The organism is Cellulosimicrobium sp. GQ32 (genome assembly GCF_059758455.1).
The window spans coordinates 146,535-169,536 of the sequence record NZ_JCAXEP010000011.1 but is presented as its reverse complement, the minus strand read 5'-3'; the positions used below and the strand labels follow the sequence as shown (position 1 = coordinate 169,536).

The 23,002-nt window shown below is 75.0% G+C and carries 20 protein-coding genes and 1 tRNA gene; 5 read left to right on the top strand and 16 right to left on the bottom strand.

What is annotated here, in order from left to right; genetic code table 11:
- Positions 1–150: 150 nt before the first annotated feature.
- The 12 genes from AC6CH9_RS17220 to AC6CH9_RS17165 form a co-directional block, all read right to left on the bottom strand.
- A tRNA-Ala gene (locus AC6CH9_RS17220) sits at positions 151–223 on the bottom strand.
- Between the two features lie 79 nt (positions 224–302).
- Positions 303–983, bottom strand: coding sequence for a histidine phosphatase family protein (locus tag AC6CH9_RS17215; protein WP_498155984.1), 681 nt, complete (start codon positions 981–983; stop codon positions 303–305).
- Complete coding sequence (gene rsfS / locus AC6CH9_RS17210) at positions 980–1,426, bottom strand: ribosome silencing factor (protein ID WP_047233694.1); 447 nt, start codon at positions 1,424–1,426, stop codon at positions 980–982. The genes AC6CH9_RS17215 and rsfS overlap by 4 nt, the downstream gene beginning before the upstream one ends.
- A 25-nt stretch (positions 1,427–1,451) precedes the next feature.
- Positions 1,452–2,561, bottom strand: a complete 1,110-nt coding sequence (locus AC6CH9_RS17205) for a hypothetical protein (RefSeq protein WP_498155983.1) — start codon at positions 2,559–2,561, stop codon at positions 1,452–1,454.
- Entirely contained in the window at positions 2,554–3,159 is a 606-nt protein-coding gene (nadD, locus tag AC6CH9_RS17200) for a nicotinate-nucleotide adenylyltransferase (RefSeq protein ID WP_498155982.1), read from the bottom strand. The genes AC6CH9_RS17205 and nadD overlap by 8 nt, the downstream gene beginning before the upstream one ends.
- Positions 3,160–3,202: 43 nt before the next feature.
- The gene (locus tag AC6CH9_RS17195; RefSeq protein ID WP_021483496.1) at positions 3,203–3,358 is read right to left on the bottom strand and encodes a hypothetical protein; all 156 of its coding nucleotides are present in this window, start codon (positions 3,356–3,358) and stop codon (positions 3,203–3,205) included.
- A gap of 191 nt (positions 3,359–3,549) precedes the next feature.
- Positions 3,550–4,896, bottom strand: a complete 1,347-nt coding sequence (locus tag AC6CH9_RS17190) for a glutamate-5-semialdehyde dehydrogenase (RefSeq protein ID WP_498155981.1) — start codon at positions 4,894–4,896, stop codon at positions 3,550–3,552.
- Between the two features lie 53 nt (positions 4,897–4,949).
- Positions 4,950–6,095 carry a glutamate 5-kinase gene (gene proB / locus AC6CH9_RS17185; RefSeq protein ID WP_498155991.1) on the bottom strand — a complete coding sequence of 382 codons (1,146 nt, stop codon included), beginning with the start codon at positions 6,093–6,095 and terminating at the stop codon, positions 4,950–4,952.
- Positions 6,096–6,225: 130 nt separating this feature from the next.
- Positions 6,226–7,746, bottom strand: coding sequence for a GTPase ObgE (gene obgE / locus AC6CH9_RS17180; RefSeq protein ID WP_498155980.1), 1,521 nt, complete (start codon positions 7,744–7,746; stop codon positions 6,226–6,228).
- Positions 7,747–7,839: 93 nt separating this feature from the next.
- Positions 7,840–8,097: a 50S ribosomal protein L27 gene (rpmA, locus tag AC6CH9_RS17175; RefSeq protein WP_047234735.1), complete on the bottom strand. Its 258-nt coding sequence runs from the start codon at positions 8,095–8,097 to the stop codon at positions 7,840–7,842.
- An 87-nt stretch (positions 8,098–8,184) separates the two neighbouring features.
- Positions 8,185–8,493: a 50S ribosomal protein L21 gene (gene rplU / locus AC6CH9_RS17170; RefSeq protein WP_498155990.1), complete on the bottom strand. Its 309-nt coding sequence runs from the start codon at positions 8,491–8,493 to the stop codon at positions 8,185–8,187.
- A 240-nt stretch (positions 8,494–8,733) separates the two neighbouring features.
- Positions 8,734–8,940: a dodecin family protein gene (locus tag AC6CH9_RS17165; protein WP_047234741.1), complete on the bottom strand. Its 207-nt coding sequence runs from the start codon at positions 8,938–8,940 to the stop codon at positions 8,734–8,736.
- Between the two features lie 195 nt (positions 8,941–9,135).
- Here AC6CH9_RS17165 and AC6CH9_RS17160 point away from each other — a divergent pair, with 195 nt between their 5' ends.
- Positions 9,136–9,777 (top strand): protein-L-isoaspartate O-methyltransferase family protein, encoded by a 642-nt coding sequence (locus AC6CH9_RS17160; RefSeq protein ID WP_498155979.1) that lies wholly within the window; start codon positions 9,136–9,138, stop codon positions 9,775–9,777.
- On the opposite strand, the gene AC6CH9_RS17155 is transcribed toward AC6CH9_RS17160, so the two are convergent.
- Genes AC6CH9_RS17155 through AC6CH9_RS17140 form a run of 4 tightly spaced genes read right to left on the bottom strand, consistent with a single transcriptional unit; the run spans position 9,717 to position 16,111 of the window.
- Positions 9,717–10,406 (bottom strand): thymidine kinase, encoded by a 690-nt coding sequence (locus AC6CH9_RS17155; protein ID WP_498155978.1) that lies wholly within the window; start codon positions 10,404–10,406, stop codon positions 9,717–9,719. The two genes, AC6CH9_RS17160 and AC6CH9_RS17155, sit on opposite strands and share 61 nt — an antisense overlap.
- A gap of 56 nt (positions 10,407–10,462) precedes the next feature.
- Positions 10,463–11,950, bottom strand: coding sequence for a 5'-nucleotidase (locus AC6CH9_RS17150; RefSeq protein ID WP_498155977.1), 1,488 nt, complete (start codon positions 11,948–11,950; stop codon positions 10,463–10,465).
- Positions 11,951–12,002: 52 nt separating this feature from the next.
- Positions 12,003–12,614, bottom strand: coding sequence for a GNAT family N-acetyltransferase (locus tag AC6CH9_RS17145; RefSeq protein ID WP_498155976.1), 612 nt, complete (start codon positions 12,612–12,614; stop codon positions 12,003–12,005).
- Positions 12,611–16,111, bottom strand: coding sequence for an Rne/Rng family ribonuclease (locus AC6CH9_RS17140; RefSeq protein WP_498155975.1), 3,501 nt, complete (start codon positions 16,109–16,111; stop codon positions 12,611–12,613). The genes AC6CH9_RS17145 and AC6CH9_RS17140 overlap by 4 nt, the downstream gene beginning before the upstream one ends.
- Before the next feature lie 532 nt (positions 16,112–16,643).
- On the opposite strand from AC6CH9_RS17140, the gene AC6CH9_RS17135 reads away from it, so the two are divergent.
- The 4 genes from AC6CH9_RS17135 to cydC are packed head-to-tail and all read left to right on the top strand — an operon-like array spanning position 16,644 to position 22,920.
- Positions 16,644–18,158, top strand: a complete 1,515-nt coding sequence (locus AC6CH9_RS17135) for a cytochrome ubiquinol oxidase subunit I (protein ID WP_498155974.1) — start codon at positions 16,644–16,646, stop codon at positions 18,156–18,158.
- A gap of 39 nt (positions 18,159–18,197) precedes the next feature.
- On the top strand, positions 18,198–19,310 hold the full coding sequence (cydB, locus tag AC6CH9_RS17130; protein ID WP_498155973.1) for a cytochrome d ubiquinol oxidase subunit II: 1,113 nt from the start codon (positions 18,198–18,200) through the stop codon (positions 19,308–19,310).
- Entirely contained in the window at positions 19,307–21,091 is a 1,785-nt protein-coding gene (gene cydD, locus AC6CH9_RS17125) for a thiol reductant ABC exporter subunit CydD (protein ID WP_498155972.1), read from the top strand. Before cydB ends, cydD begins: the two co-directional genes overlap by 4 nt.
- On the top strand, positions 21,088–22,920 hold the full coding sequence (gene cydC / locus AC6CH9_RS17120; RefSeq protein ID WP_498155971.1) for a thiol reductant ABC exporter subunit CydC: 1,833 nt from the start codon (positions 21,088–21,090) through the stop codon (positions 22,918–22,920). Before cydD ends, cydC begins: the two co-directional genes overlap by 4 nt.
- Positions 22,921–23,002 lie beyond the last annotated feature (82 nt).

Sequence of the window (23,002 nt, the reverse complement as noted above, 5' to 3'; positions counted from 1 at the left end):
GTGCGCGAGGTGCGTCGCAACCGTCCGCAACGCCTCGGAGCGGACGAGTGTCAGATCGCGATGGAGCAGTGAAGTCGAGGGAAAATGGATGGAGGCCATCCTGGAGCCCTTCTCTAGAGCTCTGGGATGGCCTCTGTCCTGGTGTTTCGGTGGAGCTGAGGGGACTCGAACCCCTGACCCCCTGCATGCCATGCAGGTGCGCTACCAGCTGCGCCACAGCCCCGTGGATCTGCGAAGATCCTGGTCAAACACTGGATGAACACTCCCCCGGCCGGTTTCCCGTCCTGCGGAGCGTCGCTAGTCTACGCAGAAACCGGCTCCAGATTCCAATCCGGTCCGGCGTTCCACTCGTCGAGGGGGAAACCGGCACCGACGTTGTGCGCCACGAGGCGCCACGCAGGCGTCGCGGCGGGCGCGGAGCGGTGCAGGTGGGACCAGTGGACGTTGTGCAGCCCGGAGATCCCGCGCCAGCCCTCCGGGTCCAGCCCGAGCAGCGCGGTGACGGCGAGCGTGATCGCGGCGCCGTGGGACACGACGACGAGCGTGTCGTCCTTCTCGAGGGCCTCGACGTGCTCGGTGACGGCCTCCACGAGGCGCGCGGCGACGTCGGCCTTGGCCTCGGCGCCCGCGCGCGTGGGCTCCTCGCCCCGGCGCCACGCCGCGTACTCCTCGGGCCACCGCTCGGCGATCTCCGGGCCCGTCAGGCCCTCCCACTCCCCGAAGCCGCGCTCGCGCAGCCGAGGGTCGAGCTGGACGTCCGCGCCGATCGCACCGGCGTACGCGCGCGCGGTGTCCGCGGCACGCACGAGGTCGGACGCGACGACGCGCGTCGCACGGTGCGCGCTCGCGAGCGCCTTCGCGCCGTGCTCGGCCTGCCACTGCCCGACGTCGTCGAGCGGGATGTCGACCTGGCCCTGCAGGCGCATCGCGGCGTTGTACGCCGTGCGGCCGTGGCGCAGGAGGACGAGCGTGCCGGCGGTCACGCCAGGGGCTCCCCCGAGAGGCGGATGGCGCCGTCGCCGCGGGTCGTGTCGTCGGCGTCGTCGGCCGTGCCGTCGCCGCCGCGCGCGTCCTCGGGGAGCTCGACGACGGGGCAGTCCTTCCACAGGCGCTCGAGCGCGTAGTAGACGCGGTCCTCGGAGTGCTGCACGTGCACGACGACGTCGCCGAAGTCGATGAGGACCCAGCGCGCCTCCTGCTTGCCCTCGCGACGGATCGGCTTGGAGCCCGCCTTGTACATCGCCTCCTCGACCGCGTCGACGATCGCCGAGACCTGGCGCTCGCTCGACCCGGAGGCGATGAGGAACACGTCCGTGAGGACGAGCTGCTCGCTCACGTCGAGCGCGATGATCTCCTCGGCCTTGCGGTCGGACGCCGCCCGCGCCGCGATGACGGCGAGCTCTACGGCTCGTTCGGTGGCAGTCACGTGTCTCCGTTCGTGGTGCGGCCGCTCAGCGGCCGGTGTCGAGGGTGCCGGGGCCGTCCCACGTCGACACGGCGGACGCCGAGTCGCTCGTGTCCTCGGTGGCGAGACCCGGGTCGTCGCGCGAGACGAGCGTCCACACGAGCAGGCCGAGGACGAACGCCACGGCGACGAGGATGAGGTAGTGCAGCCACGTGTACGAGGGGCCGCGCGGCTCGTCGTCGAGGTCGTCGTCCGCCTCGTCGTCGAGGTCGTCCGCGCGGGCGCGCACACGGGGGAAGAGGTCGTCGGACGGGCCGCTCGCGGCGGCGGGCGCCGCGGCCGCCTGCTCGCGCACGCCGCCGAAGGGCGAGACGGGCTCGCGGCCCGCGCTCGCCGGCTCGGGTGCCGAGCCCGACGTGATCGCCGACCACGGGAGCGCGGCCCCCGGGGCCTCGGCGGGCGCAGCCGCAGCAGGCGGAGCCGGGGGCCGCGCGGCAGCAGGCGTGCGCTCAGGCGCGGGCGCCGCGGTCGAGCCCCACGGCGAGGGAGCGGGTGCGGGAGCCGGCGTGGCGGAGGGCGCGGCAGGTGCCGCGGCGGGGGCAGAGAAGGCCGACAGCCGCTGCGGCTGGGCAGGTGGCGCCTCGGGCGCTCCGACCCGGCCCACCGGCGCGGAGCCGAAGCCGCCCACGGGGGCGGACGGCGTCGGGGGGCGGACGGGGCCGGTGGCGCCCGGCACGGTCGGCCGCGGCGTGCCCGCAGGGGGGCGGGAGCTCGTGCGCGTCGGCACGACGGGAGTCGGGGCCGGCGGGCGGATCGCGACGCGCTCCGCGGTCTCCTGCACCGGGGTGAGCCGGCCCGTCTCGTCGAGGCCGCGCATGCCGCCCGAGGCGGCCGGCGGGCGGACGACGGACGGCTGCGACGGGTAGTCCGTCGGGCCGGTCGTCTCGCGCAGGGTGCGGCGCGACGGCGACGGTGTCGCCGGAGCGGCGGGCCGCGCCGGGGCTGGCTGCTGCCACCCGCCGGCGCCGGTCGCCGGGGCGGGTGGAGGCGTGCCGGGCTGCGCGGACCGCTCGGCCGCGGCCGCCTGCTCGCGCTCGCGCATCTCGCGCCGCGTGAGGGGGCGGACGGGCTGCATGTTGCTGCCGTTGTCACTCATCGTGCTGACCTCGATACAAACCGTGCTTGGCGATGTACTGGACCACGCCGTCCGGAACCAGGTACCACACCGGCTGGCCCGCCTCCGCACGCCGACGGCAGTCCGTCGACGAGATGGCGAGGGCCGGGACCTCGAGCATGGTGACCACGCCCGGCGGCAGACCCTCGACGCTCAGGCTGTGGCCCGGGCGGGAGACAGCCACGAAGTGTGCCATCTTCCACAGCTCGTCGGCATCCTTCCAGGTGAGGATCTGCTCGATCGCGTCCGCACCCGTGATGAAGAACAGCTCCGCGTCCGGACGCGCGGCCCGCAGGTCGCGCAGCGTGTCGACCGTGTAGGTCAGGCCCGGCCGGTCGACGTCGACCCGGCTCACCGTGAAGCGCGGGTTCGAGGCGGTCGCGATGACCGTCATGAGGTACCGGTGCTCGGCCGGGCTGACGCTCTGGTGCTGCTTGAACGACGGCTTGCCCGTGGGGACGAACACGACCTCGTCGAGGTCGAACCGCGCCGCGGCCTCGCTCGCCGCGACGAGGTGGCCGTGGTGGATGGGGTCGAACGTGCCACCCATCACCCCCAGGCGGGGACGGCGCGGGCTCATCGGGATGTCATCGGTCGCGGGCGCTTCCGTCGTTCCCTACCGGTCAGTGCCGCGTGCCGACGCTGCGGAACGCGTAGGTCACGAGCAGCAGGGCCACGAGCCCGCCGAACCCGAGCAGCCCGTACGCGAGCGGCGGGATGGGCAGGTGCGACGCGGCCTCGGCGCCTTCCTCGGCGGCCAGCACGACGGCAGAGATCACGACGTCCTCCTCGAAGGTCGTCCCCGGGGCGGACGGTGTCGTGCCGCGGCCCGGGGTGGTGCGGTGGTTCGGTACGCCTGCCGGGACCGGCCCGACGGCGGACCGGACGGGCTCCGGTCGCCGACCAGTCTCTCACGACCGCCCGCCGGCCTGGTCCTGCAGGTATCAGGTACTTGCCGACGAACCGCTCGTCACGGACGAACGTGACCGTCGCCGTGCACGACCCATTTCGTCGTCGTGAGCTCGGCCAGGCCCATGGGGCCGCGCGCGTGGAGCTTCTGCGTCGAGATGCCGATCTCCGCGCCGAGGCCGAACTGGCCGCCGTCGGTGAACCGCGTCGAGGCGTTGACCATGATCGCGGCCGAGTCGAGCTCCGCGACGAACCGCTCCGAGGACGCGAGGTCGCGCGTGACGATCGCCTCGGTGTGCCCGGACGTCCACGTGCGCACGTGCTCGATCGCGGCGTCGAGGTCGTCGACGACGCGGACCGCGATCTCGGGCGCGAGGTACTCGGTCGCCCAGTCCTCGTCCGTGGCGGGGAGCACCCCGGTACCCTCGGGCGCGAGAGCGGCCGTGCGGTCGTCGCCGTGCACCACGACGCCCGCCGCGGCGAGAGCGGCGAGAGCGGTGGGCAGGAAGTCCGGTGCGGCGTCCGCGTGGACCAGGAGCGTCTCCGCGGCGTTGCACACACCCACGCGCTGCGTCTTGGCGTTGAGCAGGATCTCGAGCGCCATGGCCCGGTCCGCGCTCGCGTCGACGTACACGTGGACGTTGCCGACGCCGGTCTCGATGACGGGGACGGTCGACTCGCGGACCACGGTGCGGATGAGGTCGGCCCCGCCACGCGGCACGAGCACGTCCACGAGCCCGCGCGCGTGCATGAGCGCGACGGCGCCAGGCCGCCCGTGGCGGTCGATCGACTGCACGAGGTCGCCCGGCAGGCCCTGCGCCTCGAGAGCGCGCGAGAGCACGCCCACGATCACCTCGTTGGAGCTCGCTGCCGCGGACCCGCCGCGCAGGATCACGGCGTTGCCGCTCTTCAGCGCGAGCCCCGCGGCGTCGACGGTCACGTTGGGCCGCGCCTCGTAGATCATGCCGACGACGCCCATGGGCACGCGCAGCTGGCGCAGGCGCAGCCCGTTCGGCAGCGTCGAGCCGCGCACGACCTCCCCGACCGGGTCCGGCAGGCCCGCGAGGGCGCGCAGCGCGTCGGCGATCGCGGCGATGCGCGGGCCGTCGAGCGCGAGGCGGTCGAGCAGGCCCTCGCTCATCCCGTTCGTGCGCTCGCGCTCGAGGTCGACGGCGTTCGCCGCCACGATCTCCGCCGTCGCCGCGACGAGCGCGTCGGCGAGCGCGAGGAGGGCGGCGTCCTTGGTCGCGCGCGTGGCCGTCGCCAGCGTGCGCGAGGCGACCTTCGCGCGGCGCGCGACGTCCTCGACGGCGGTCGCGACGTCGGTCGCGGCACCCGCTGCGGCGGGACCGGCGGGCTGGGGCTCGGCGGCGCCCGCGACGACGGGCGCGTCCTCGGTGGTGGTCATGGACCGAGCCTACGTCGGCCGGCCGTGCGCCGGGGGCGCCGTCCGACGGCCGGTCAGCGGGCGCGCTTGCGGACCAGGACGAGGTCGTCGCGGTGCACGACCTCGCGGTCGTACCCCTCGCCCAGCTCGGCCCGCAGCTCGGTGGTGGACCGGCCGAGGAGGTCGGGGATGTCGCGGGACTCGAACGCGACGAGCCCGCGGGCGACCACGCGACCGTCCGACGTCACGAGCTCGACCGGGTCCCCGGCGTCGAACTCCCCCTCGACGGCCGTGACGCCCGCGGGCAGGAGCGACGCGCGCCCTCCCTGCACGGCCTTCACCGCGCCGTCGTCGAGGACGAGCCGGCCGCGCGTGCGCGCGGCGTGCGCGAGCCACAGCCGCCGGCGCGTCGTCCGCTTGCCGGTCGCCGCGAACCACGTCCCGACGGCGTCGCCCGCGAGCGCGGCGGCGGCGTTCTGCGCCTTCGTCAGCACGACGGGGATGCCGGTACCGGTCGCGATGGAGACGGACTCGAGCTTGGTGAGCATCCCGCCGGTCCCGACGGCGCTCCCCCGGCCCGTGACCTCGACGCCCTCGATGTCGGCGGCCGAGCGCACCTCGGCGATCCGCCGCGTGCCCGGGCGCGACGGCGGGCCGTCGTACAGGCCGTCGACGTCCGTGAGCAGGACCATCGCGTCGGCGCGCACGAGGTGGGAGACGAGCGCGGCGAGGCGGTCGTTGTCGCCGAACCGGATCTCGTCCGTCGCCACGGCGTCGTTCTCGTTGACGATCGGCACGACGCCGAGGTCGAGCAGGCGCTCGAGCGAGCGCTGGGCGTTGCGGTAGTGCCCTCGGCGCACGGTGTCCTCCGCGGTCAGCAGCACCTGCCCGACGCGCAGCCCGTGCCCCGCGAACGCCTCCGTGTAGCGGGCGACGAGCATGCCCTGGCCGACCGAGGCGGTCGCCTGCGCCGTCGCGAGGTCGCGCGGCCGGCTCGCGAGCCCCAGGGGCCCGATCCCCGCGGCGATCGCCCCGGACGTGACGAGCACGACCTGGCCGCCCGCCGCGCGTCGGGCCGCGAGGACGTCGACGAGCGCGCGCAGGGCGGTGAGGTCGAGGTGCCCGTCCGCGCCCGTGAGCGAGGACGAGCCGATCTTCACCACCACGCGGTGGGCGGTGGCGATCTCGGAGCGGGAGGACAGCGCGTTCACGCGTCCCATCATCGCCGCCGGACGGTCGCGGGCGCGCAGGATTTCACGGACCAGGACGCCCCGAACCGGTTGTGGGCATGGAATGGGCCCGGTCCCCACGAGGGGACCGGGCCCATTCCATGCCCACAACGGACCCGCGTCAGTCCGCGTCGGGGTCCGTCCACGTGCCGGCCTCGCGCTCGGTCCACAGCTCGCGGCGCGCCTCCGCCTTGGCGTCCATGCGCTCGTGGTGCTCGCGGCGCTTCTCCGAGCGGGTGGGGCGCAGACGCTCGTCGAGGCGGTTGTCGGAGCCGCGCGGGCCGCCGAGCAGCTCGGAGCCGGTCATGAGCGTCGGCTCCCAGTCGAAGACGACGGCGTTGGCGTCGGTGCCGATGCGCACCTCGTCGCCCCCGACGGCCCCGGCGGCGAAGAGCTTCTCCTCCACGCCCAGGCGGGCGAGGCGGTCGGCGAGGTAGCCGACGGCCTCGTCGTTGCTGAAGTCCGTCTGGCGCACCCAGCGCTCGGGCTTGGCGCCGCGCACCTCGAACCAGTAGTCCGTGGCCCCGCCCTTGCGGGTGACGGTGAACCCGGCCTCGTCGACGGCGCGCGGCCGCAGCACGACACGCGTCGGCTCGGGCGCGGGCGCCTCGGCCCGCGCCTTCTCGACGAGCTCGGCGAGCGCGTAGGTCAGCGGGCGCAGGCCCTCGTGGCTGGCCGTCGAGATCTCGAACACGCGCAGGCCGCGCGCCTCGAGGTCGGGCTTGACGAGGTCGGCGAGCTCGCGCGCCTCGGGCACGTCGATCTTGTTGAGGACGACGAGCCGCGGGCGCTCGGTGAGCGGCACGCGGCCGCCCTCGATGTCGAGGTCCTGGGCGTAGGCCGCGAGCTCCGCCTCGATGACGTCGAGGTCGCTGATCGGGTCGCGACCCGGCTCGAGCGTCGCGCAGTCCAGGACGTGCACGATCACGGCGGTGCGCTCGATGTGGCGCAGGAACTCGAGCCCGAGCCCCTTGCCCTCGCTCGCGCCCGGGATGAGGCCCGGGACGTCCGCGACGGTGAAGCGCGCCGAGCCCGCCTGCACGACGCCGAGGTTCGGCACGAGCGTGGTGAACGGGTAGTCGGCGATCTTGGGCCGCGCGGCCGAGATCGCGGCGACGAGCGACGACTTGCCGGCGCTCGGGTACCCGACGAGCGCGACGTCGGCGATCGTCTTCAGCTCGAGGACGACGTCCCGCTCCTCGCCCGGCTCGCCCAGCAGGGCGAAGCCCGGCGCCTTGCGGCGCGGCGACGAGAGCGCGGCGTTGCCGAGCCCGCCGCGGCCGCCCTCGGCGACGACGTACTCCGCGCCGTCGCCCACGAGGTCGGCGAGGACGGTCCCGTCCGTCGCCTTGACGACGGTGCCGTCCGGCACGCGCAGGACGAGGTCGTCGCCGTTCGCGCCGTCGCGGTCGTCGCCCATGCCCTGCGTGCCGGACGTCGCGTGCCGGTGCGGCGAGTGGTGGTACTCCAGCAGCGTGGTGGTCTGCGCGTCGACCACGAGCCGCACGGTGCCTCCGTCGCCGCCGTTGCCGCCGTCGGGGCCGGCGAGCGGCTTGAACTTCTCGCGACGGACCGAGGCGCACCCGTTCCCGCCGTTGCCGCCGGAGACGTGCAGGACGACACGGTCGACGAAGCTGGCCATGGAACGATCCTCTCAGAGGTGGGTGTGCGAGAAACAGCAGGAGGGGCGCACCGCGTCGGTGCGCCCCTCCTGCTCGAAGCCTGTGGCTGTCGCTCAGCCCTCGACGGCGACGATGTCGATGACCTTGCGGCCACGACGCGTGCCGAACTGGACCGCACCGGCGGCCAGGGCGAACAGCGTGTCGTCCTTGCCGCGGCCGACGTTCTCACCGGGGTGGAAGTGCGTGCCGCGCTGGCGGACGATGATCTCGCCCGACTTGACGACCTGACCGCCGAAGCGCTTGACGCCGAGGCGCTGGGCGTTCGAGTCGCGACCGTTGCGCGAGGAGCTCGCGCCCTTCTTGTGTGCCATGACGAACCTGCTTTCGTGCTGGTTGCTTGAGGGAGGGTGCCGATCGGCGCGGGGCGGCCCGTGGCCGCTACCTCGCGCCGGGCGAGGTCACTTGATGCCGGTGACCTTGAGGCGGGTCAGCTGCTGACGGTGACCCTGACGACGGCGGTAACCGGTCTTGTTCTTGTACCGCAGGATCGTGATCTTCGGACCCTTCTCGTCCTGCACGACCTCGGCGGTGACCTTGACCTTCGCGAGCTTCGCCGCGTCGGTGGTCACCTTCTCCCCGTCCACCAGCAGGAGAGCGGGCAGCTCGAGGGACTCACCGACCTTGGCGGACACCCGGTCCACCACGACGATGTCGCCGACGGAAACCTTCTCCTGACGGCCACCGGCCTTGACGATCGCGTACACCACGTTGCTGCTCATCTCTCCTAGTCTTGGCGTGCTCGTCACGGCGAGTTCGTCTTGGAGACTCCGGCCACGCCGCGGCGTGCGAGTGCGAGTCGTCCGTGGGCACACGGGACCGGCGCGCCTGGGCGCGCCGACGTTCAAGACTACGGAATTCGACTGGGCAGGTCAAATGGCGCGGGCCATGGCCGCGCGCGCGATCGCTCGCGCGCCACGGCCTCGTCCCGCGGTCCTCCGACCGACGCCCTACTCGAGGACGAACGTGATCTCGAGGACGACCTGCCAGGTCGTGATGCGACCGTCGACGATGTCGACCTTCTGCTCCTTGACCCACGCGCCCGAGACGTTGCGCAGCGTGCTCGCCGCGCGCTCGACGCCGATCTTCACGGCGTCCTCGAAGCTCGTGTCCGACCGCGCGCTGATGTGCGTGATCCGTGCCACCGTGCCGCTCATGCCGGGCTCCCCCGTCCGGGGCGGGCGCACCGACGCGCCCGCGCACCCGTCGAGCATCCCGCTGCGCGTGCGCCCTCGCCACCGGGAGAGGTCCGGTCGCGTCCGTCGTCGTCCGACCCCACCACCGCCGGCGACCGCCACGACGGAGGGCGCGTGGCGCACGGCCGTGCCTACGCTGGCGGTGGAGGTGGTCGCATGCGCCCGGCAGGCCCGCCCGACGGCAGCCGCCGTCGCGGGCACGACGCCGTCGCCGCCGCGATGCGCGCGGTCGACCGCCGCGCGTTCCTCCCCCGGGCGCAACGCCGCTGGGCCGGTCAGGACCGCCCGCTCGCGATCGGGCACGGCCAGACGAACTCGCAGCCCTCGACCGTCGCGGCGATGCTCCGGCTGCTCGACGTCGCCCCCGGCCACCGGGTCCTCGACGTCGGCGCCGGCTCCGGGTGGACGACGGCGCTGCTCGCCGTGCTCGTCGGGCCGTCGGGCGGCGTGCTCGGGCTCGAGCGCGACCTCGACCTCGCCGCGTGGGGCGCCGCGAACGTCGCGACGGCGCACGTCCCCTGGGCGCGCCTGGAGCCCGCGCGGCGCGGCGTCCTGGGCACACCGGGCGAGCAGTACGACCGGGTCCTCGTCTCCGCGGCGGCCGACGCGCTCCCCCACGCCCTGGTGGACCAGCTCGCGCCGGGCGGCCGGATGGTGGTCCCGGTCCGGCACACGATGCTGCTCGTCGAGGCCGACCCGGACGCGCCGGGTGGCGCCCGGGTGAGCGAGCACGGCTCCTACTCGTTCGTCCCGCTCGTCGAGGACCCGCCCGGTCCTCCGGGGTCGCCGGCCGGCTGAACCCGCCACGGCGCCGCGGGCAGGTGCGCGCGGCACCGCGCCTCGTAGCTCTCTGCGCCGCCGACGTGCGCGGCGACGGGTGCCAGCGGGTCGCGCGGTCCGTCGTCGGCCGTCGCCTCCGGAGCCACCCGCACATGGAACGCCGCGTCCTCACCGCACACCGCGCACACGGCGGTGAGCTTGTCGACGCGCTCGGCGAGGGCCGCGAGCGTCGGCAGGGGCTCGAACGGCCGCGCGTCGAACGTCACGTCGAGGCCCGCGACGACCACCACGAGCCCGTCGTCCGCGAAGCGCTGCACGACGTCGACGATCTCGGGACCGAAGAAGTGGGCCTCGTCGACCGCGACGAGGTCGAGCGCGCCACCGTCGTGGACCAGCCGCGCGAGGTCGGTCGCGTCGCGCGCCGTGCGCGACGGGATCGCGAGACCGGAGTGCGAGCTCACCGTGCCCGTGCCGCGCCGTGTGTCGAGGACGTGGCCGACCACCTCGACGCGGCGTCCCGCGACCTCGGCCCGCCGGACCCGTCGCAGCAGCTCCTCGGTCTTGCCCGCGAACATCGGGCCGCACACCACCTCGACGCGTCCGCCCATGCGGGGCGACGGATCGGGGAGACGTGCGGCGCCGCTCATGCGAGCAGTGAACCACCGGACCCCGACGGCGCGCGACGCGGGGGTGGGTGCGCCGGTCAGTGGTGCCGGGCCGAGCCGTTCGACGAGGGGCGGACCGGGAGCGGCTTGGGCTCCGCTGCCGGGCCGAGCACCGACACGCGGTCGGGCGCCCCCGGGCGCGCGAGGTCGCGACGACTGAGGAGCGTGATCCCGGTGGGCGCCGAGTCCTCGGCGCCGGACGGACGGCCCGTGGGCTCCGGGCTCGTCGCCGGCTCCGGCCCGGCCTCGTCGTCCTGCGGAGCAGGAGCGGAGGCCGCGGGGCCGAGGGTCGGCTCGGGACGCTCGGCCTCGCGCGCCGGCTCCGCGGCGGGCACGACCGTCGACGCCCCGGCGAGACCGGCGAGACCCGCACCACCGATGCCCGGCACGGAGCGCACGAGCGGGAGCTCGCGCGTGCCGGTCCCCCGGGCGCGGACCTCGTCGCCGCGCGGCGGCGCCGGCTCCTCCTCGGCGTCGCGCTCGCCCGTCGGCGGGGCCGGTGCCGGCGGCGTGGCCGCCTCGCGCCGCGCGGGCGCGGGCGGCACGGCGTCGGCCGGACGCGGGCGCCGGGTGTCGAGCGCCGGGTCCGCGGGCAGGACGCCACGGTTGAGCTCGCCGTAGGGGACGTGGACCGACGGGGCGACCCGGCGGGTCGCCTCCACGACGGCGCGCTGGTCGTCGAAGAAGATGTGCGGGCGCAGCACCTCGAGGACGCCGTCCTTGTCCACCCCACCGAGGAAGAACGCGTCGTCGACGGTGACGCCCCACGACGACAGCGTCGCGACCGCGCGCTCGTGCGCCGGGGCCGAGCGCGCCGTGACGAGGGAGACGTGCACGCGCGGCCGGTACGACGGGTCGGTCGCGTTCCGCTCGCGCTCGACGACCTGCACCCGGTGGATGCCGACGAGCAGCTCGCGCAGCGGGCCGCGCCCGAGCGGGACGTCGGCGTTGAGCGCCTCGTGCTCGCGGAACGAGGCGAGGCCGCCGTCCTGGAAGTGTCGCTCGGACGAGTCGTCGGCGAGCACGCCGTCGAAGTCGAACGCGATGCGCAGCTCGTCGCCGGCCTCGTCCGCGAACGTCGGGTCCAGCACGTACCCGGCCGGCAGACCGAGGTCGACCGCGTCGCGCACGGAACGCTCGTCGGCCGAGAGGAACAGGTCGACGTGCAGCGGGCGGATGAACTCGTGCGGGCTGCGGCCCTGGCGGAAGACGGCGCGCGTGATGTCGAGGTCGTGGTGCCGGATCGAGCGCATGACCCGCAGGCCCGTCTCGGGCGAGTTGCGCGACATCACGATGACCTCGACGAGCGGGTCGTCCGCCGACGGCGCCAGGTCGTTCAGCGCGAGCAGGCGGCGCACGAACCCGAAGGCGACGCCCGGGGCCAGCGCGTCGTCGCGGTGGCGCTCCTGGAACTCGCGGTACGCCGCCTCCCCCTGCGTGCGGAACACGCGGTCGGACTCGGTGAGGTCGAACAGTGCGGACGAGGCGACGCCGACGACGAGGCGGCCCGAGAGGTCGTAACCCATGGGCGCATGATGCCAGGTGCAGGTGACGAGGACGAAGACGGTCGCGCACCGGTCAGGGACCGGCGGTCCACTCCGAGCGCAGGACGCCCAGGACCACGGCGTCGTGCCGCACGCCGTCGACGACGCGGGCGTCGCGGAACCGGGCCTCCTCGACGAGGCCGAGGGCTCGGCCCGCGCCCAGCATCGCGGCGTTCCCGGACCACGTCGCGAGGTCCAGGCGGACCCAGTCCGTCACGGAGAACAGATAGGTGATCCACGCGCCGAGCGCGTCGCGGCCCAGGCCGCGGCCGCGCACCCCGGGGTCGTAGAGGCCGATCCCGACCCGTGCCCACTGCGTCTCGGCCGACTCCCAGTACCAGGAGCACGTCCCCACGAGGCGGTCCTCCTCGTCGGCGACGACGACGCGCCGCGGCGGGAGGCCGTCGTCGTCCAGGCCGTCCGGGCGGGCGGCCTGCGCAGCGGCCGCGCGGGCGAGGCGCGCGACCGCGGCATCGGACGCAGCGGCGTCGGGCACGGGGTAGTACGGGCCGTCCCACCGGTGCCACTCGTGCTCCGGGCGTAGCCACGCGCGGTACGCGGCGAGGTCGTCCGCGCGCCACCCGCGCAGGCGGGCGCGCGCCCCGGCGGCGTACAGCGGTACGCCGCCGGGTGCGGTCCCGGTCACTCCTCGCCGGGCTCCGTGCGCGCGTCGTCGCCGGTGACCGGCGCGGTGTCCGCGCCGTCGTGCTCGTGCTCGTGCTCGTGGGCGTGCGCCGCGGCCGCGGCGATCGTCGCGAGCGTGGCCTTCACGGCCTCGCGCGCCTCGGACGAGACCTCCGGCAGCACCGGGACGGCCGGCTGCGGGAGCGTGATGGCGGTGTCCTTGGCCGCCGCGGGGCCGGATCCCGACCCACGCTTGCGGCGCGACCGCGAGCGACCGGCCTCGGCCGGCTCCTCGACAGCAGGGCTGCTGCCCGTGCCGCCGCTGCTGCCGTGGTCGTGGCCCCCGCGACCGTTGCCGCCCGACTTCTCGATCGGGTCGGTGTGCACGATGAAGCCGCGCCCGTGGCAGTGCTCGCACGTCTCGCTGAACGCCTCGACCAGGCCCTGGCCGACGCGCTTGCGCGTCATCTGCACGAGCCCGAGCGACGTGACCTCGGCGACCTGGTGCTTGGTCCGGTCGCGGCCCAGGCACTCGACGAGGCGGCGCAGCACGAGGTCGCGGTTGGACTCGAGCACCATGTCGATGAAGTCGATGACGATGATGCCGCCGATGTCGCGCAGCCGGAGCTGGCGGACGATCTCCTCGGCCGCCTCCAGGTTGTTGCGCGTCACCGTCTCCTCGAGCGTGCCCCCCGAGCCGGTGAACTTGCCCGTGTTGACGTCGACGACCGTCATGGCCTCGGTACGGTCGATGACGAGCGAGCCGCCCGACGGCAGCCAGACCTTGCGGTCCATGCCCTTGGCGAGCTGCTCGTCCACACGGTGCACCGTGAAGACGTCCTGCGTGCCCGTCCACTTGGAGACACGCTCGCGCAGGTCCGGGGCGAGCTCCTCGACGTACGAGGAGATCTCGCTCCACGCCCCGTCCCCCTCGACGACGAGCGAGCTGAAGTCGTCGTTGAAGATGTCGCGGACCACGCGGATCGCGAGGTCGGGCTCGCCCTGGAGCAGCGCCGGCGCCGAGGCGCTCTTCGACTTCTTCTCGATGGCCTCCCACTGCCCGCGCAGACGCTCGACGTCGGCGCGCAGCTCCTCCTCGCTCGCGCCCTCGGCGGCGGTGCGCACGATGACGCCCGCGCCGTCGGGCACGACCTCCTTGAGGATCTTCTTGAGGCGGTTGCGCTCGGTGTCCGGGAGCTTGCGGCTGATGCCCGTCATGCCACCGCCCGGGACGAACACGAGGTAGCGGCCCGCGAGCGTGATCTGCGACGTGAGCCGCGCGCCCTTGTGCCCGATCGGGTCCTTGGTCACCTGGACGAGCACGGAGTCGCCCGACTTGAGCGCCTGCTCGATCCGGCGCGGCTGGCCCTCGAGCCCTGCCGCGTCCCAGTTCACCTCGCCCGCATACAGCACCGCGTTGCGGCCCTTGCCGACGTCGATGAACGCGGCCTCCATGCTCGGCAGCACGTTCTGGACCCGGCCCAGGTACACGTTGCCCGCCATGGACGCCTGCGACTGCTGGGAGACGTAGTGCTCGACGAGCACGCCGTCCTCGAGCACGGCGATCTGCGTGCGACCCGCGCGCTCGCGCACGACCATCGACCGCTCGACCGCCTCACGGCGCGCGAGGAACTCCGCCTCGGTGATGATCTGGCGGCGACGACCGGCGTCACGCCCCTCGCGGCGACGCTGACGCTTCGCCTCGAGACGCGTCGAGCCCTTGAGCGCCGTGACCTCGTCGGCCAGGCTGCGCTCGCGGGGCCGCGAACGGGTCGAAGAGCTCTCGCCGCTCTCACCCCGACCACCGCGGCGGCGGCGCCGCCGACGGCGGCTGCCGCCTGCCTCGTCCTCGCCGGGCTCGGCGTCGGCAGCGTCGTGCTCAGGCTCGTCCGCCTCGGCGGTCGCGCCGGCGTCGGTCGGCTCGTCCCCCTCGGCGGGGGTCTCGTCGTTCTCGTCCTGCTCGCGCCCGGCGTCCGGGCGACCACGGCGACCGCGGCCACCACGGCGACGACGGCGGCGGGGACCGGAGTCCGTGTCGTCGGACGCGGCCTGGTCCTCGGCGGCCTCGGGCTCGGCATCGTCCAGGTCGGCGAAGTCCTCCGGGCCGAACGCGTCGTCGGGGAGCTGGATCCCCTCGGCGACGAGCTCCGACTCGATGGCCTCGATCTCCTCGACGGCCGCGGCGTCCTCGCCCGTGAGGGCGACCTCGACCGTCACGTCCTCCGTGCGCTCGGACGCCACCGGGGCGGCCGCGGACTCCTTCGGAGCCCGCTCGCGCGGCTCGGCCGCGACAGGGGCGGCCGAGGCCACCGGGGTCGGCTCGACGTGGCGCGGCGGACCGGCCGGGCTCTGGGCCCGGCGGGGACGACGCGGCGCGGCCGCGGGGTCGGGCGCCTGGAAGAGCAGGGCGGTCGTCGCGAGCCGCGGCGTGCTCGTGCCCGCGCCGGTGGCCGCGGGCGAGACGGGGGTCTCGGGTGCGGCCGTGGGCGCCGGAGCGTCGCTCGCCGCCGTCTCGACCGCCTGCTGCGGCTCGGTCGCGGCCTCGGCGGGGGCGGTCTTCGAGGTGGCGCGGCGCGAGCGGCGCGCGGGCTTCTTCGGCGCCTCCTCGGAGGCCGGCGCGTCCGGCTCGCCAGGCGCGGCGTCGTCGGCCGTCGTCACCGGCGCCTGCGGGTCGGCGACGTTCGCGGTCGGGGCCTTCGCGGTCGGGGCGCCGGCTGCGGAGGTCGCGCGGCGCGAGCGGCGTGCGGGCTTCTTCTCCGCGGGCGCCTCGGACGCGGCCTGCGCAGGCGCGGTCGGCGCGGCGGGCTCCACCTCGGGCGCGTCGGGCGCGGCGACGTCGTCCGCCGGGGCCGCCTTGCGCGTGGTGCGGGTGCGCTTTGCCTTGCGCGGCGCGTCGGACGCTCCGAGCAGCGCGTCGGCGTCCGGGCCGGTGGCCGCGGGCGCTGCCTGCTCCACGGCGGGGGCCGCGCTCAGCCCGAACTCCGAGAGCACGTCGAGCGGGGCGTCGGTCACGGCGGTCGCGGGCTTCTTCGCGCCACCCTGGGCGCGGCGCGCGGTGCGGCCACGGCCCTTCGGGGCGGTCGTCTCCGGCGCAGGCTCGGCCTCGGCGGGGGGCGGGACGTCGGAGGACGCCAGAGTTGCGGAGGACGCCGCCTCGGCGGCAGGGGCCGCGGTCGAACCGGCGGCGGAGGCCGCGGGGGCGTCGACGGCAGGCTCGACGGTCGCGGACGTCGCGCGGGTCGCGCGGCGCGACCGGCGCGCGGGCTTCTTCTCGGCCGCGTCGGGTGCCGCCGCCTCGGCGACCGGCGCCGGGTCGGCGGGTGCCGTGGGCACGTCGACCGGGGTGGTCGCACCTTCTGGCGGTGCGGCGAGCGCCTGGGGCGGCGCCGCGCTGCGGGTGGCGCGGCGGCGGGCGGGCTTGCGCCCGGCGGTGGTCGGGCTCTCGGCCCGGTCGTGGGTCGCGGCGGTGTCCGCCGTCGACTCTGAGGGAGTGCTGTCGGAGGTGCTGTCGAGCGTCACGCGTCGTGCTCCTGCTGCCACAGGGACCGCCCCGCACCGTGCGGCCCCTCGGGGCGGTCGGTCGTCGCTCGTGACGAGCGCACCGGAGCGCGTCGTCCGGCGACGGAAGTCGTCGGCCACGGCCGCGGTCCGCGTGCGCGGCGCGGGCGCCTGCCACCGGGCCCTTCGCCCCGGTCGGCGCTCCGACTGCCGCGGTCCGCTGGTGCCGCGATCTCGTGCTCGTCGGGAGGGCGATGCGGAGCCCACCCGGCTCCGCCCAGTATCGCACAGGGGCGCGAACGAACCCCGGCGACACGCACCGCGCCCCGGGCCGCGGGTCCCGGCACGCCGGGACCATGGTCCCGGAGGCTTGTGAACATAGTCACAAGCGGCGGGTTTTCGGCACTTGGCGTCATCTCCCGCCCTGCTGATGGGGCAGATTGGGCCTACCGTCGGAGCATGGGCGGTCCTCCCCCGGACCGTCCTGACCGGCGTCGTAGCTCAGCACCTCCCCCTGAAGCCCGCCGACCCGTCGGCCCCCCGAGGAGCGCACGTGGAAGCCCTGGATCTCGCCCGGTGGCAGTTCGCCATCACGACCGTCTACCACTTCATCTTCGTCCCGCTGACGATCGGGCTGGCGCCCCTCGTCGCGATCATGCAGACGGCCTGGGTGCGCACCGGCAACGAGCGGTGGCTGCGCCTGACCAAGTTCTTCGGCAAGCTCCTGCTCATCAACTTCGCCCTCGGCGTCGTGACGGGCATCGTGCAGGAGTTTCAGTTCGGCATGAACTGGAGCGAGTACTCGCGCTTCGTCGGCGACGTGTTCGGCGCCCCTCTCGCGATGGAGGCGCTCGCCGCGTTCTTCATCGAGTCGACGTTCCTCGGGCTGTGGATCTTCGGCTGGGACCGCCTCAACAAGAAGGTGCACCTCGCGTGCATCTGGGCCGTGGCGATCGCGACCAACCTCTCGGCGTTCTTCATCCTCGCCGCGAACTCGTGGATGCAGCACCCGGTGGGCGCGATCTTCAACCCCGAGACCGGGCGCGCCGAGATGAACGACATCGGCGCCGTCCTCACGAACAACACCCTCTGGGCCGCGTTCCCCCACCAGATCACGGCGACCTTCCTCACCGCGGGCACGTTCGTCACGGGCGTCGCCGCCTGGTGGATGGTCCGGCTCGTGCGCACCCGGAAGGCGGAGAACGTCGAGCTCGCGCGCGACGTCTACCGCCCGGCCGTCACGCTCGGCGTCATCGCCATGCTGGTCGGCGGGATCGGGGTCGCCGTCTCCGGCGACATCCAGGGCAAGATCATGTACGAGCAGCAGCCCGGCAAGATGTCCTCGGCCGAGGCGCTGTGCCAGGGGCAGGAGGGCGCCGCGTTCTCCATCCTCACGATCGGCGACCTCTCGAACTCGTGCGAGAACGTCACGCACCTCATCGAGATCCCCGGCCTCGCGTCGTACCTCGGCACGGGCCACTTCTCCGGGCCCGAGTCCTACCTGCCGGGCGTCGAGGACGTCCAGGAGCAGATGACCGAGCGCTACGGCGACGTCACCGCCTCCGGCGACCCCGTCACGTACACGCCGAACCTCGCGATGACCTACTGGTCCTTCCGGCTCATGATCGGCATGGCCGCCGGCTCCGTGCTCCTCGCGCTCATGGCACTGTGGCTCACCCGCAAGGGCCGCGTCACCGACAACGTGTGGTTCGCGCGCGTCGGCCTCATCGCCATCCCCATGCCGTTCCTCGCGAACTCGTTCGGCTGGATCTTCACCGAGATGGGCCGCCAACCCTGGGTCGTCGCCCCGAACCCCACGGGCATCGACCAGATCCGCCTGCTCACCGAGCGCGGCGTGTCCACCGTGGTGAGCCCCGGCGTCGTGCTCACGTCGATGATCGTGTTCACGCTCCTGTACGGCGCGCTCGCCGCAGTCTGGTTCACGCTCATGCGCCGCTACGCGATCGAGGGGGTACCGCTGGTGGTGCGCGACGAGTCGCCCGAGGCGCAGGAGCCGCCCGACGACGGCACCGAGGCCGCAGACCGCCCGCTGTCCTTCGCGTACTGACGCGCCCGGACCCGTCCAGAATCTCAGGAGAACACCACCGTGGATCTCGCCGTCGTCTGGTTCGTGCTCATCGCGGTCCTGTGGACCGGCTACCTCGTGCTCGAGGGCTTCGACTTCGGGGTCGGCATGCTGCTGTCGATCCTCCCGCGCGGTGACAAGGAGCACCGCGAGAAGGAGCGCCGCGTCCTCATCAACACCATCGGCCCGGTCTGGGACGGGAACGAGGTCTGGCTGCTCACCGCGGGCGGCGCGACGTTCGCCGCCTTCCCCGAGTGGTACGCGACCCTCTTCTCCGGCTTCTACCTGCCGCTCCTGCTCATCCTCGTCGCACTGATCGTGCGCGGCGTCGCGTTCGAGTACCGCGGCAAGATCCGCGACGAGGGCTGGGCGCGGCGCTGCGACGTCGCGATCCAGGTCGGGTCGTGGGTCCCCGCCGTGCTGTGGGGCGTCGCGTTCGCCAACCTCGTGCGGGGCGTGCAGCTCGACGCCGACCACCAGTTCGTCGGGGGGTTCTTCTCGCTCCTGTCGCCCTTCGCGCTCCTCGGCGGCCTCGTCACGCTGAGCCTGTTCCTGCTGCACGGCTCGGTCTTCGTCGCCCTCAAGACCGACGGCGAGATCCGCGCCCGGGCTCGGCAGCACGCCTCGGTCTTCGGCGTCGCGGCGCTCGTGCTCGCGGGCGGCTGGGCCGTGTGGGCCCAGGTCGCGTACTCCGTGCCGTGGACGTGGGCGGCCGTCGTGCTCGCCGCCGGCGGCCTCGTCGCGGCGCTCGTCGCCAACCGCCGCGGCGCCGAGGGCTGGGCGTTCACCGCCTCCGCCGTGACGATCGTCGCGGCCGTCGTGCTCATCTTCGGGTCGATGTACCCCGACGTGATGCCCGCCGTCGACCCGGCGAACTCGCTGACGATCCACAACGCGTCGTCCACGGACTACACCCTGACCGTGATGACGTGGGTCGCGGTGATCCTCACCCCGCTCGTCATCGCCTACCAGTCGTGGACCTACTGGGTGTTCCGGCGCCGCCTCTCGACCAAGGACATCCCCGCGCCCGCCGGTCTCTCGCTCAAGAAGGTCCGCGAGGCGGCGTTCGGCGGGGCGTCCTCCGGTGGATCGGCCGGACGCAGCCTCGGGACCGGCGGGTCGGGAGACGCGTGAAGCCGCTCGACCCGCGGCTCCTGCGCCATGCGCGGGCCGCGCGAGGGTACGTCGTCCTGACGGCGGTGCTGGGGTTCATGACGGCAGCCCTGGTCGTCGCCCAGGCGATCGTCCTCGCGTCGGTCCTCGCCCCGGCGATCCAGGGGACGGCCGACCTGGCCGACCTCGGGCCGCGGGTCGGGCTGCTCGCCGGGGTCGTCGCGGCCCGGGCAGCGACGTCCTGGGCGCAGGAGCGGTTCGCGCTGCGTGCCGCGACCCGGACCGTGGCCGAGCTGCGCGAGCAGGTCGTCACGCACGCCGTGGCGCTCGGCCCGCGGTGGCTCGCCTCGGGGCGTGGCCCCGAGGTCGCGACGCTCGCCACGCGGGGTCTCGACCAGCTCGAGCCCTACATGGTGCGGTATCTGCCGCAGCTCCTGCTCGCCGCGACCGTCACACCCGCGACGCTCGCCGTCGTGCTCGGCCTGGACTGGGTCTCGGCCGTGATCATCGCCGTGACCATCCCCCTCGTCCCGATCTTCATGACGCTCGTCGGGCGTCTCACCGCGGGGACGTCGGAGCGGCGCCTCGTCGTCATGCAACGGCTCGGCGCGCAGGTGCTCGACCTGCTCGCCGGCCTGCCGACCCTCCTCGCGTTCGGCCGCGCCCGCGGCCCGGAGCGGCGCGTGCGCGCGCTCGGCGAGGCCAACCGGCGCGCGACCATGGGCACGCTGCGCATCGCCTTCCTCTCGGGCATGGTCCTCGAGCTCCTCACGACCCTGTCCGTGGCGGTCGTCGCGGTCGGCGTCGGGCTGCGCCTCGTGCACGGCGGCATGGAGCTCGAGCCCGCGCTCGCGGTGCTCGTGCTCGCGCCCGAGGTCTACCTGCCGCTGCGCCAGGTCGGGCTGCACTTCCACGCGTCGACCGACGGCATCGCCGCGGCGGAGCAGGCGTTCGCAGTCCTCGACGAGGAGGCCCCCGAGCCCGGGTCGACACCCGCGCCCGCGCTCGTCGGCACCACGCTGGCCCTGCGCGGCGTGAGCGTCCGGGCCGGCGACCGCGACGTGCTCGCGCCCGCGGACCTCGACCTCGGGCTCCGGCTCGGGACGTCCGGCCGCGTCGTCGCCCTCACCGGGCCCAGCGGAGCGGGCAAGACCACGACGGCGCTCGTCCTCCTCGGCCTCGTCCGCCCCGACCGGGGCACGGTCACCCTGACCGCTCCGGGTGCCGAGCCGCTCGACCTCGCCGACGTCGACCCCGCGACGTTCTGGGCCCAGGTGGCCTGGCTCCCCCAGCGCCCGGTGCTCGCCCCGGGCCGGCTGCGCGACGTCGTCGCCGGCGGCCTTCCTGTGAGCGACGCCGACCTCGACCGCGCCGCGCGCACCGCGGGTCTGGACGCCGTGCTCGCGACGCTGCCCGACGGCTGGGACACCGAGATCGGACGCGGCGGCGTCGGACTCAGCGTGGGCCAGCGCCAGCGCGTCGCGCTCGCCGCGGCCCTGCTCGGCGACCCCGCGCGCGTCCCGCTCGTCGTGCTCGACGAGCCGACCGCCCACCTCGACGCGCGCGGCGAGCAGGTGGTGCTCGACGCCGTGCGGACCTTCCGCGACCAGGGCAGGACGGTCGTCGTCGTCGCGCACCGCGCCTCGCTCGTCCGCGCCGCGGACGACGTCGTCGAGGTCCGCTCGGCACCGCTCGACGACCCCCCGGCTCCCGCGGACGACGGGACCGACGACGCGGACGTACTCGCCGCAGCCGCCGGCCGCGCACCCGCACCCGCACCCGCTGAGGGGAGGCACCCGTGACGGGCTCCCGTGACCGCCTCGCGACCGATCCGCTGTGGCGCGCCGTCGGGCTGCTCGACGTGCGCTGGCGTCGCGTCGTGTGGGCCGTCGTCCTCGGCACGCTCTCGCTGGGGAGCGCCGTCGGCCTCGCGGCCGTCGCCGCGTGGCTCATCGCGCGCGCCTCGCAGATGCCGCCCGTCCTCACGCTCTCCGTCGCCGTCGTCGGCGTCCGCGCCTTCGGCATCTCGCGCGGCGTCTTCCGCTACCTCGAACGCCTCGCCTCGCACGACGTCGCGCTGCGCGGCATGGCCGCCCTGCGCGCGAACCTCTACACCGCCCTGGCGCAGGGATCGCCCGCCACGCTCGTCGGGCTGCGGCGCGGCGACCTGCTCGCCCGGGTCGGCGCGGACGTCGACGCGGTGGGCGACGTCGTCGTCCGCGCGCTCGTCCCGGCGGGCGTCGCGCTGGCGATCTCCGTGGGGTCGGTGCTGCTCGTCGGGGCGTTCCTGCCCGCCGCGGGCGTCGCGCTCGCGCTGTGCCTGCTCCTCGCCGCGGTCCTCGCGCCGTGGCTCTCCGCGCGGTCGGCGCGCGAGGTCGAGGCGCGCGGCGCGACGACGCGCGCGGCGATGACCGCGACCACGCTCGAGATCCTCGAGCAGTCCGGCCCGCTCGCGGTCTCCGGTCGCCTCGGCGCGCGCCTCGACGACCTGCGTACGACGGACCGCGCCCTCGCCCGCGTGACCGACGACGGCGCCCGCCCCGCCGGGATGGCCGCCGGGATCGCCGCGCTCGCGGTCGGCCTCGCGGTGATCGCGTCGCTCCTGCTCGGCATCCCTGCGGTGACGGCCGGGACGCTCGCGCCCGTGGAGCTGTCCGTCATCGTGCTCACTCCGCTCGCGGTGTTCGAGGCCGCGAACGCCCTGCCCGCAGCCGCCGTCCAGCTCCACCGCTCGCGCCAGGCGGCGGCGCGCGTCGTCGCGCTCCTCGACGACTCCGCACCCCGCGTCACGACGGCGGCCCCCGCCGCGGACGCGTTCGCCTCCGGTCCGGCGGAGCCGTCGTCCACCGAGCAGGCGTCGCTCGCGCTCGACGACGTCGCGGCGGGCTGGCCCGGCACGGTGCGCGTCGTCGTGGCGGGCGTGGACCTCGACCTGCGTCCCGGGCGCGCGGTCGCGGTCGTCGGGCCGTCCGGCGTCGGCAAGACGACGCTGCTCGCGACCGCCGCCGGGCTCGTCCCCGCGCTCGCGGGCCGGGTGACGCTCGACGGGACCGAGGTGAGCACCCTCCCCCGCGAGGCCGCGGCGCGCGGCGTCGTGCTCGTCGCCGAGGACGGGCACGTGTTCGACACGACGGTGCTGGAGAACCTGCGCGTCGCGCGGGGCGACGTCACGGCCGAGGAGGCCGCGGCGACGCTGCACGACGTGGGCCTGGACGCCTGGCTCGCCGCGCTGCCGGACGGTACCGAGACGCTGCTCGGCCCGGACGCCACGACGGTGTCCGGGGGCGAGCGCCGTCGTCTGCTCGTCGCGCGGGCGCTGTTGTCACCGGCGCCGCTGCTCCTGCTCGACGAGCCGGCCGAGCACCTCGACGCGGCCGGCGCCGACGCGCTCGTGCGGCACCTCGTCGCGACGACGCGCGGGCCGGCCGGAGCCGACCGGCGCGGCGTCGTCCTCGCGACGCACCGGCTCAGCGCGCTCGAGGCCGTCGACGAGGTGCTGCTCCTCGGTGTCCCCGCCGGTGCGTCGGACGACGCGCCGGCGCGGGTCGTCGCGCGCGGGACGCACACCGAGCTGCTCGGGCTCCCCGCCTACCGGTGGGCGCTCGACCAGGAGGCACCCGCACCGCGGTAGCCCCGAGATCGACCCGTACGATCGAGGTCGGCCCTCCGCGTCGATCGGGAGACCGACGGGTCACACCCCGGCCGGTGTCAGC

What these genes read in the sequence shown, in the direction of transcription:
- AC6CH9_RS17165 (WP_047234741.1), bottom strand. Translation starts at nt 8,940, where the DNA reads ATGAGCGGCACGGTGGCACGGATCACGCACATCAGCGCGCGGTCGGAC.
- AC6CH9_RS17150 (WP_498155977.1), bottom strand. Translation starts at nt 11,950, where the DNA reads ATGGGTTACGACCTCTCGGGCCGCCTCGTCGTCGGCGTCGCCTCGTCC.
- rpmA (WP_047234735.1), bottom strand. Translation starts at nt 8,097, where the DNA reads ATGGCACACAAGAAGGGCGCGAGCTCCTCGCGCAACGGTCGCGACTCG.
- AC6CH9_RS17160 (WP_498155979.1), top strand. Translation starts at nt 9,136, where the DNA reads ATGCGCCCGGCAGGCCCGCCCGACGGCAGCCGCCGTCGCGGGCACGAC.
- AC6CH9_RS17155 (WP_498155978.1), bottom strand. Translation starts at nt 10,406, where the DNA reads ATGAGCGGCGCCGCACGTCTCCCCGATCCGTCGCCCCGCATGGGCGGA.
- nadD (WP_498155982.1), bottom strand. Translation starts at nt 3,159, where the DNA reads ATGAGCCCGCGCCGTCCCCGCCTGGGGGTGATGGGTGGCACGTTCGAC.
- AC6CH9_RS17190 (WP_498155981.1), bottom strand. Translation starts at nt 4,896, where the DNA reads ATGACCACCACCGAGGACGCGCCCGTCGTCGCGGGCGCCGCCGAGCCC.
- proB (WP_498155991.1), bottom strand. Translation starts at nt 6,095, where the DNA reads ATGGGACGCGTGAACGCGCTGTCCTCCCGCTCCGAGATCGCCACCGCC.
- AC6CH9_RS17205 (WP_498155983.1), bottom strand. Translation starts at nt 2,561, where the DNA reads ATGAGTGACAACGGCAGCAACATGCAGCCCGTCCGCCCCCTCACGCGG.
- obgE (WP_498155980.1), bottom strand. Translation starts at nt 7,746, where the DNA reads ATGGCCAGCTTCGTCGACCGTGTCGTCCTGCACGTCTCCGGCGGCAAC.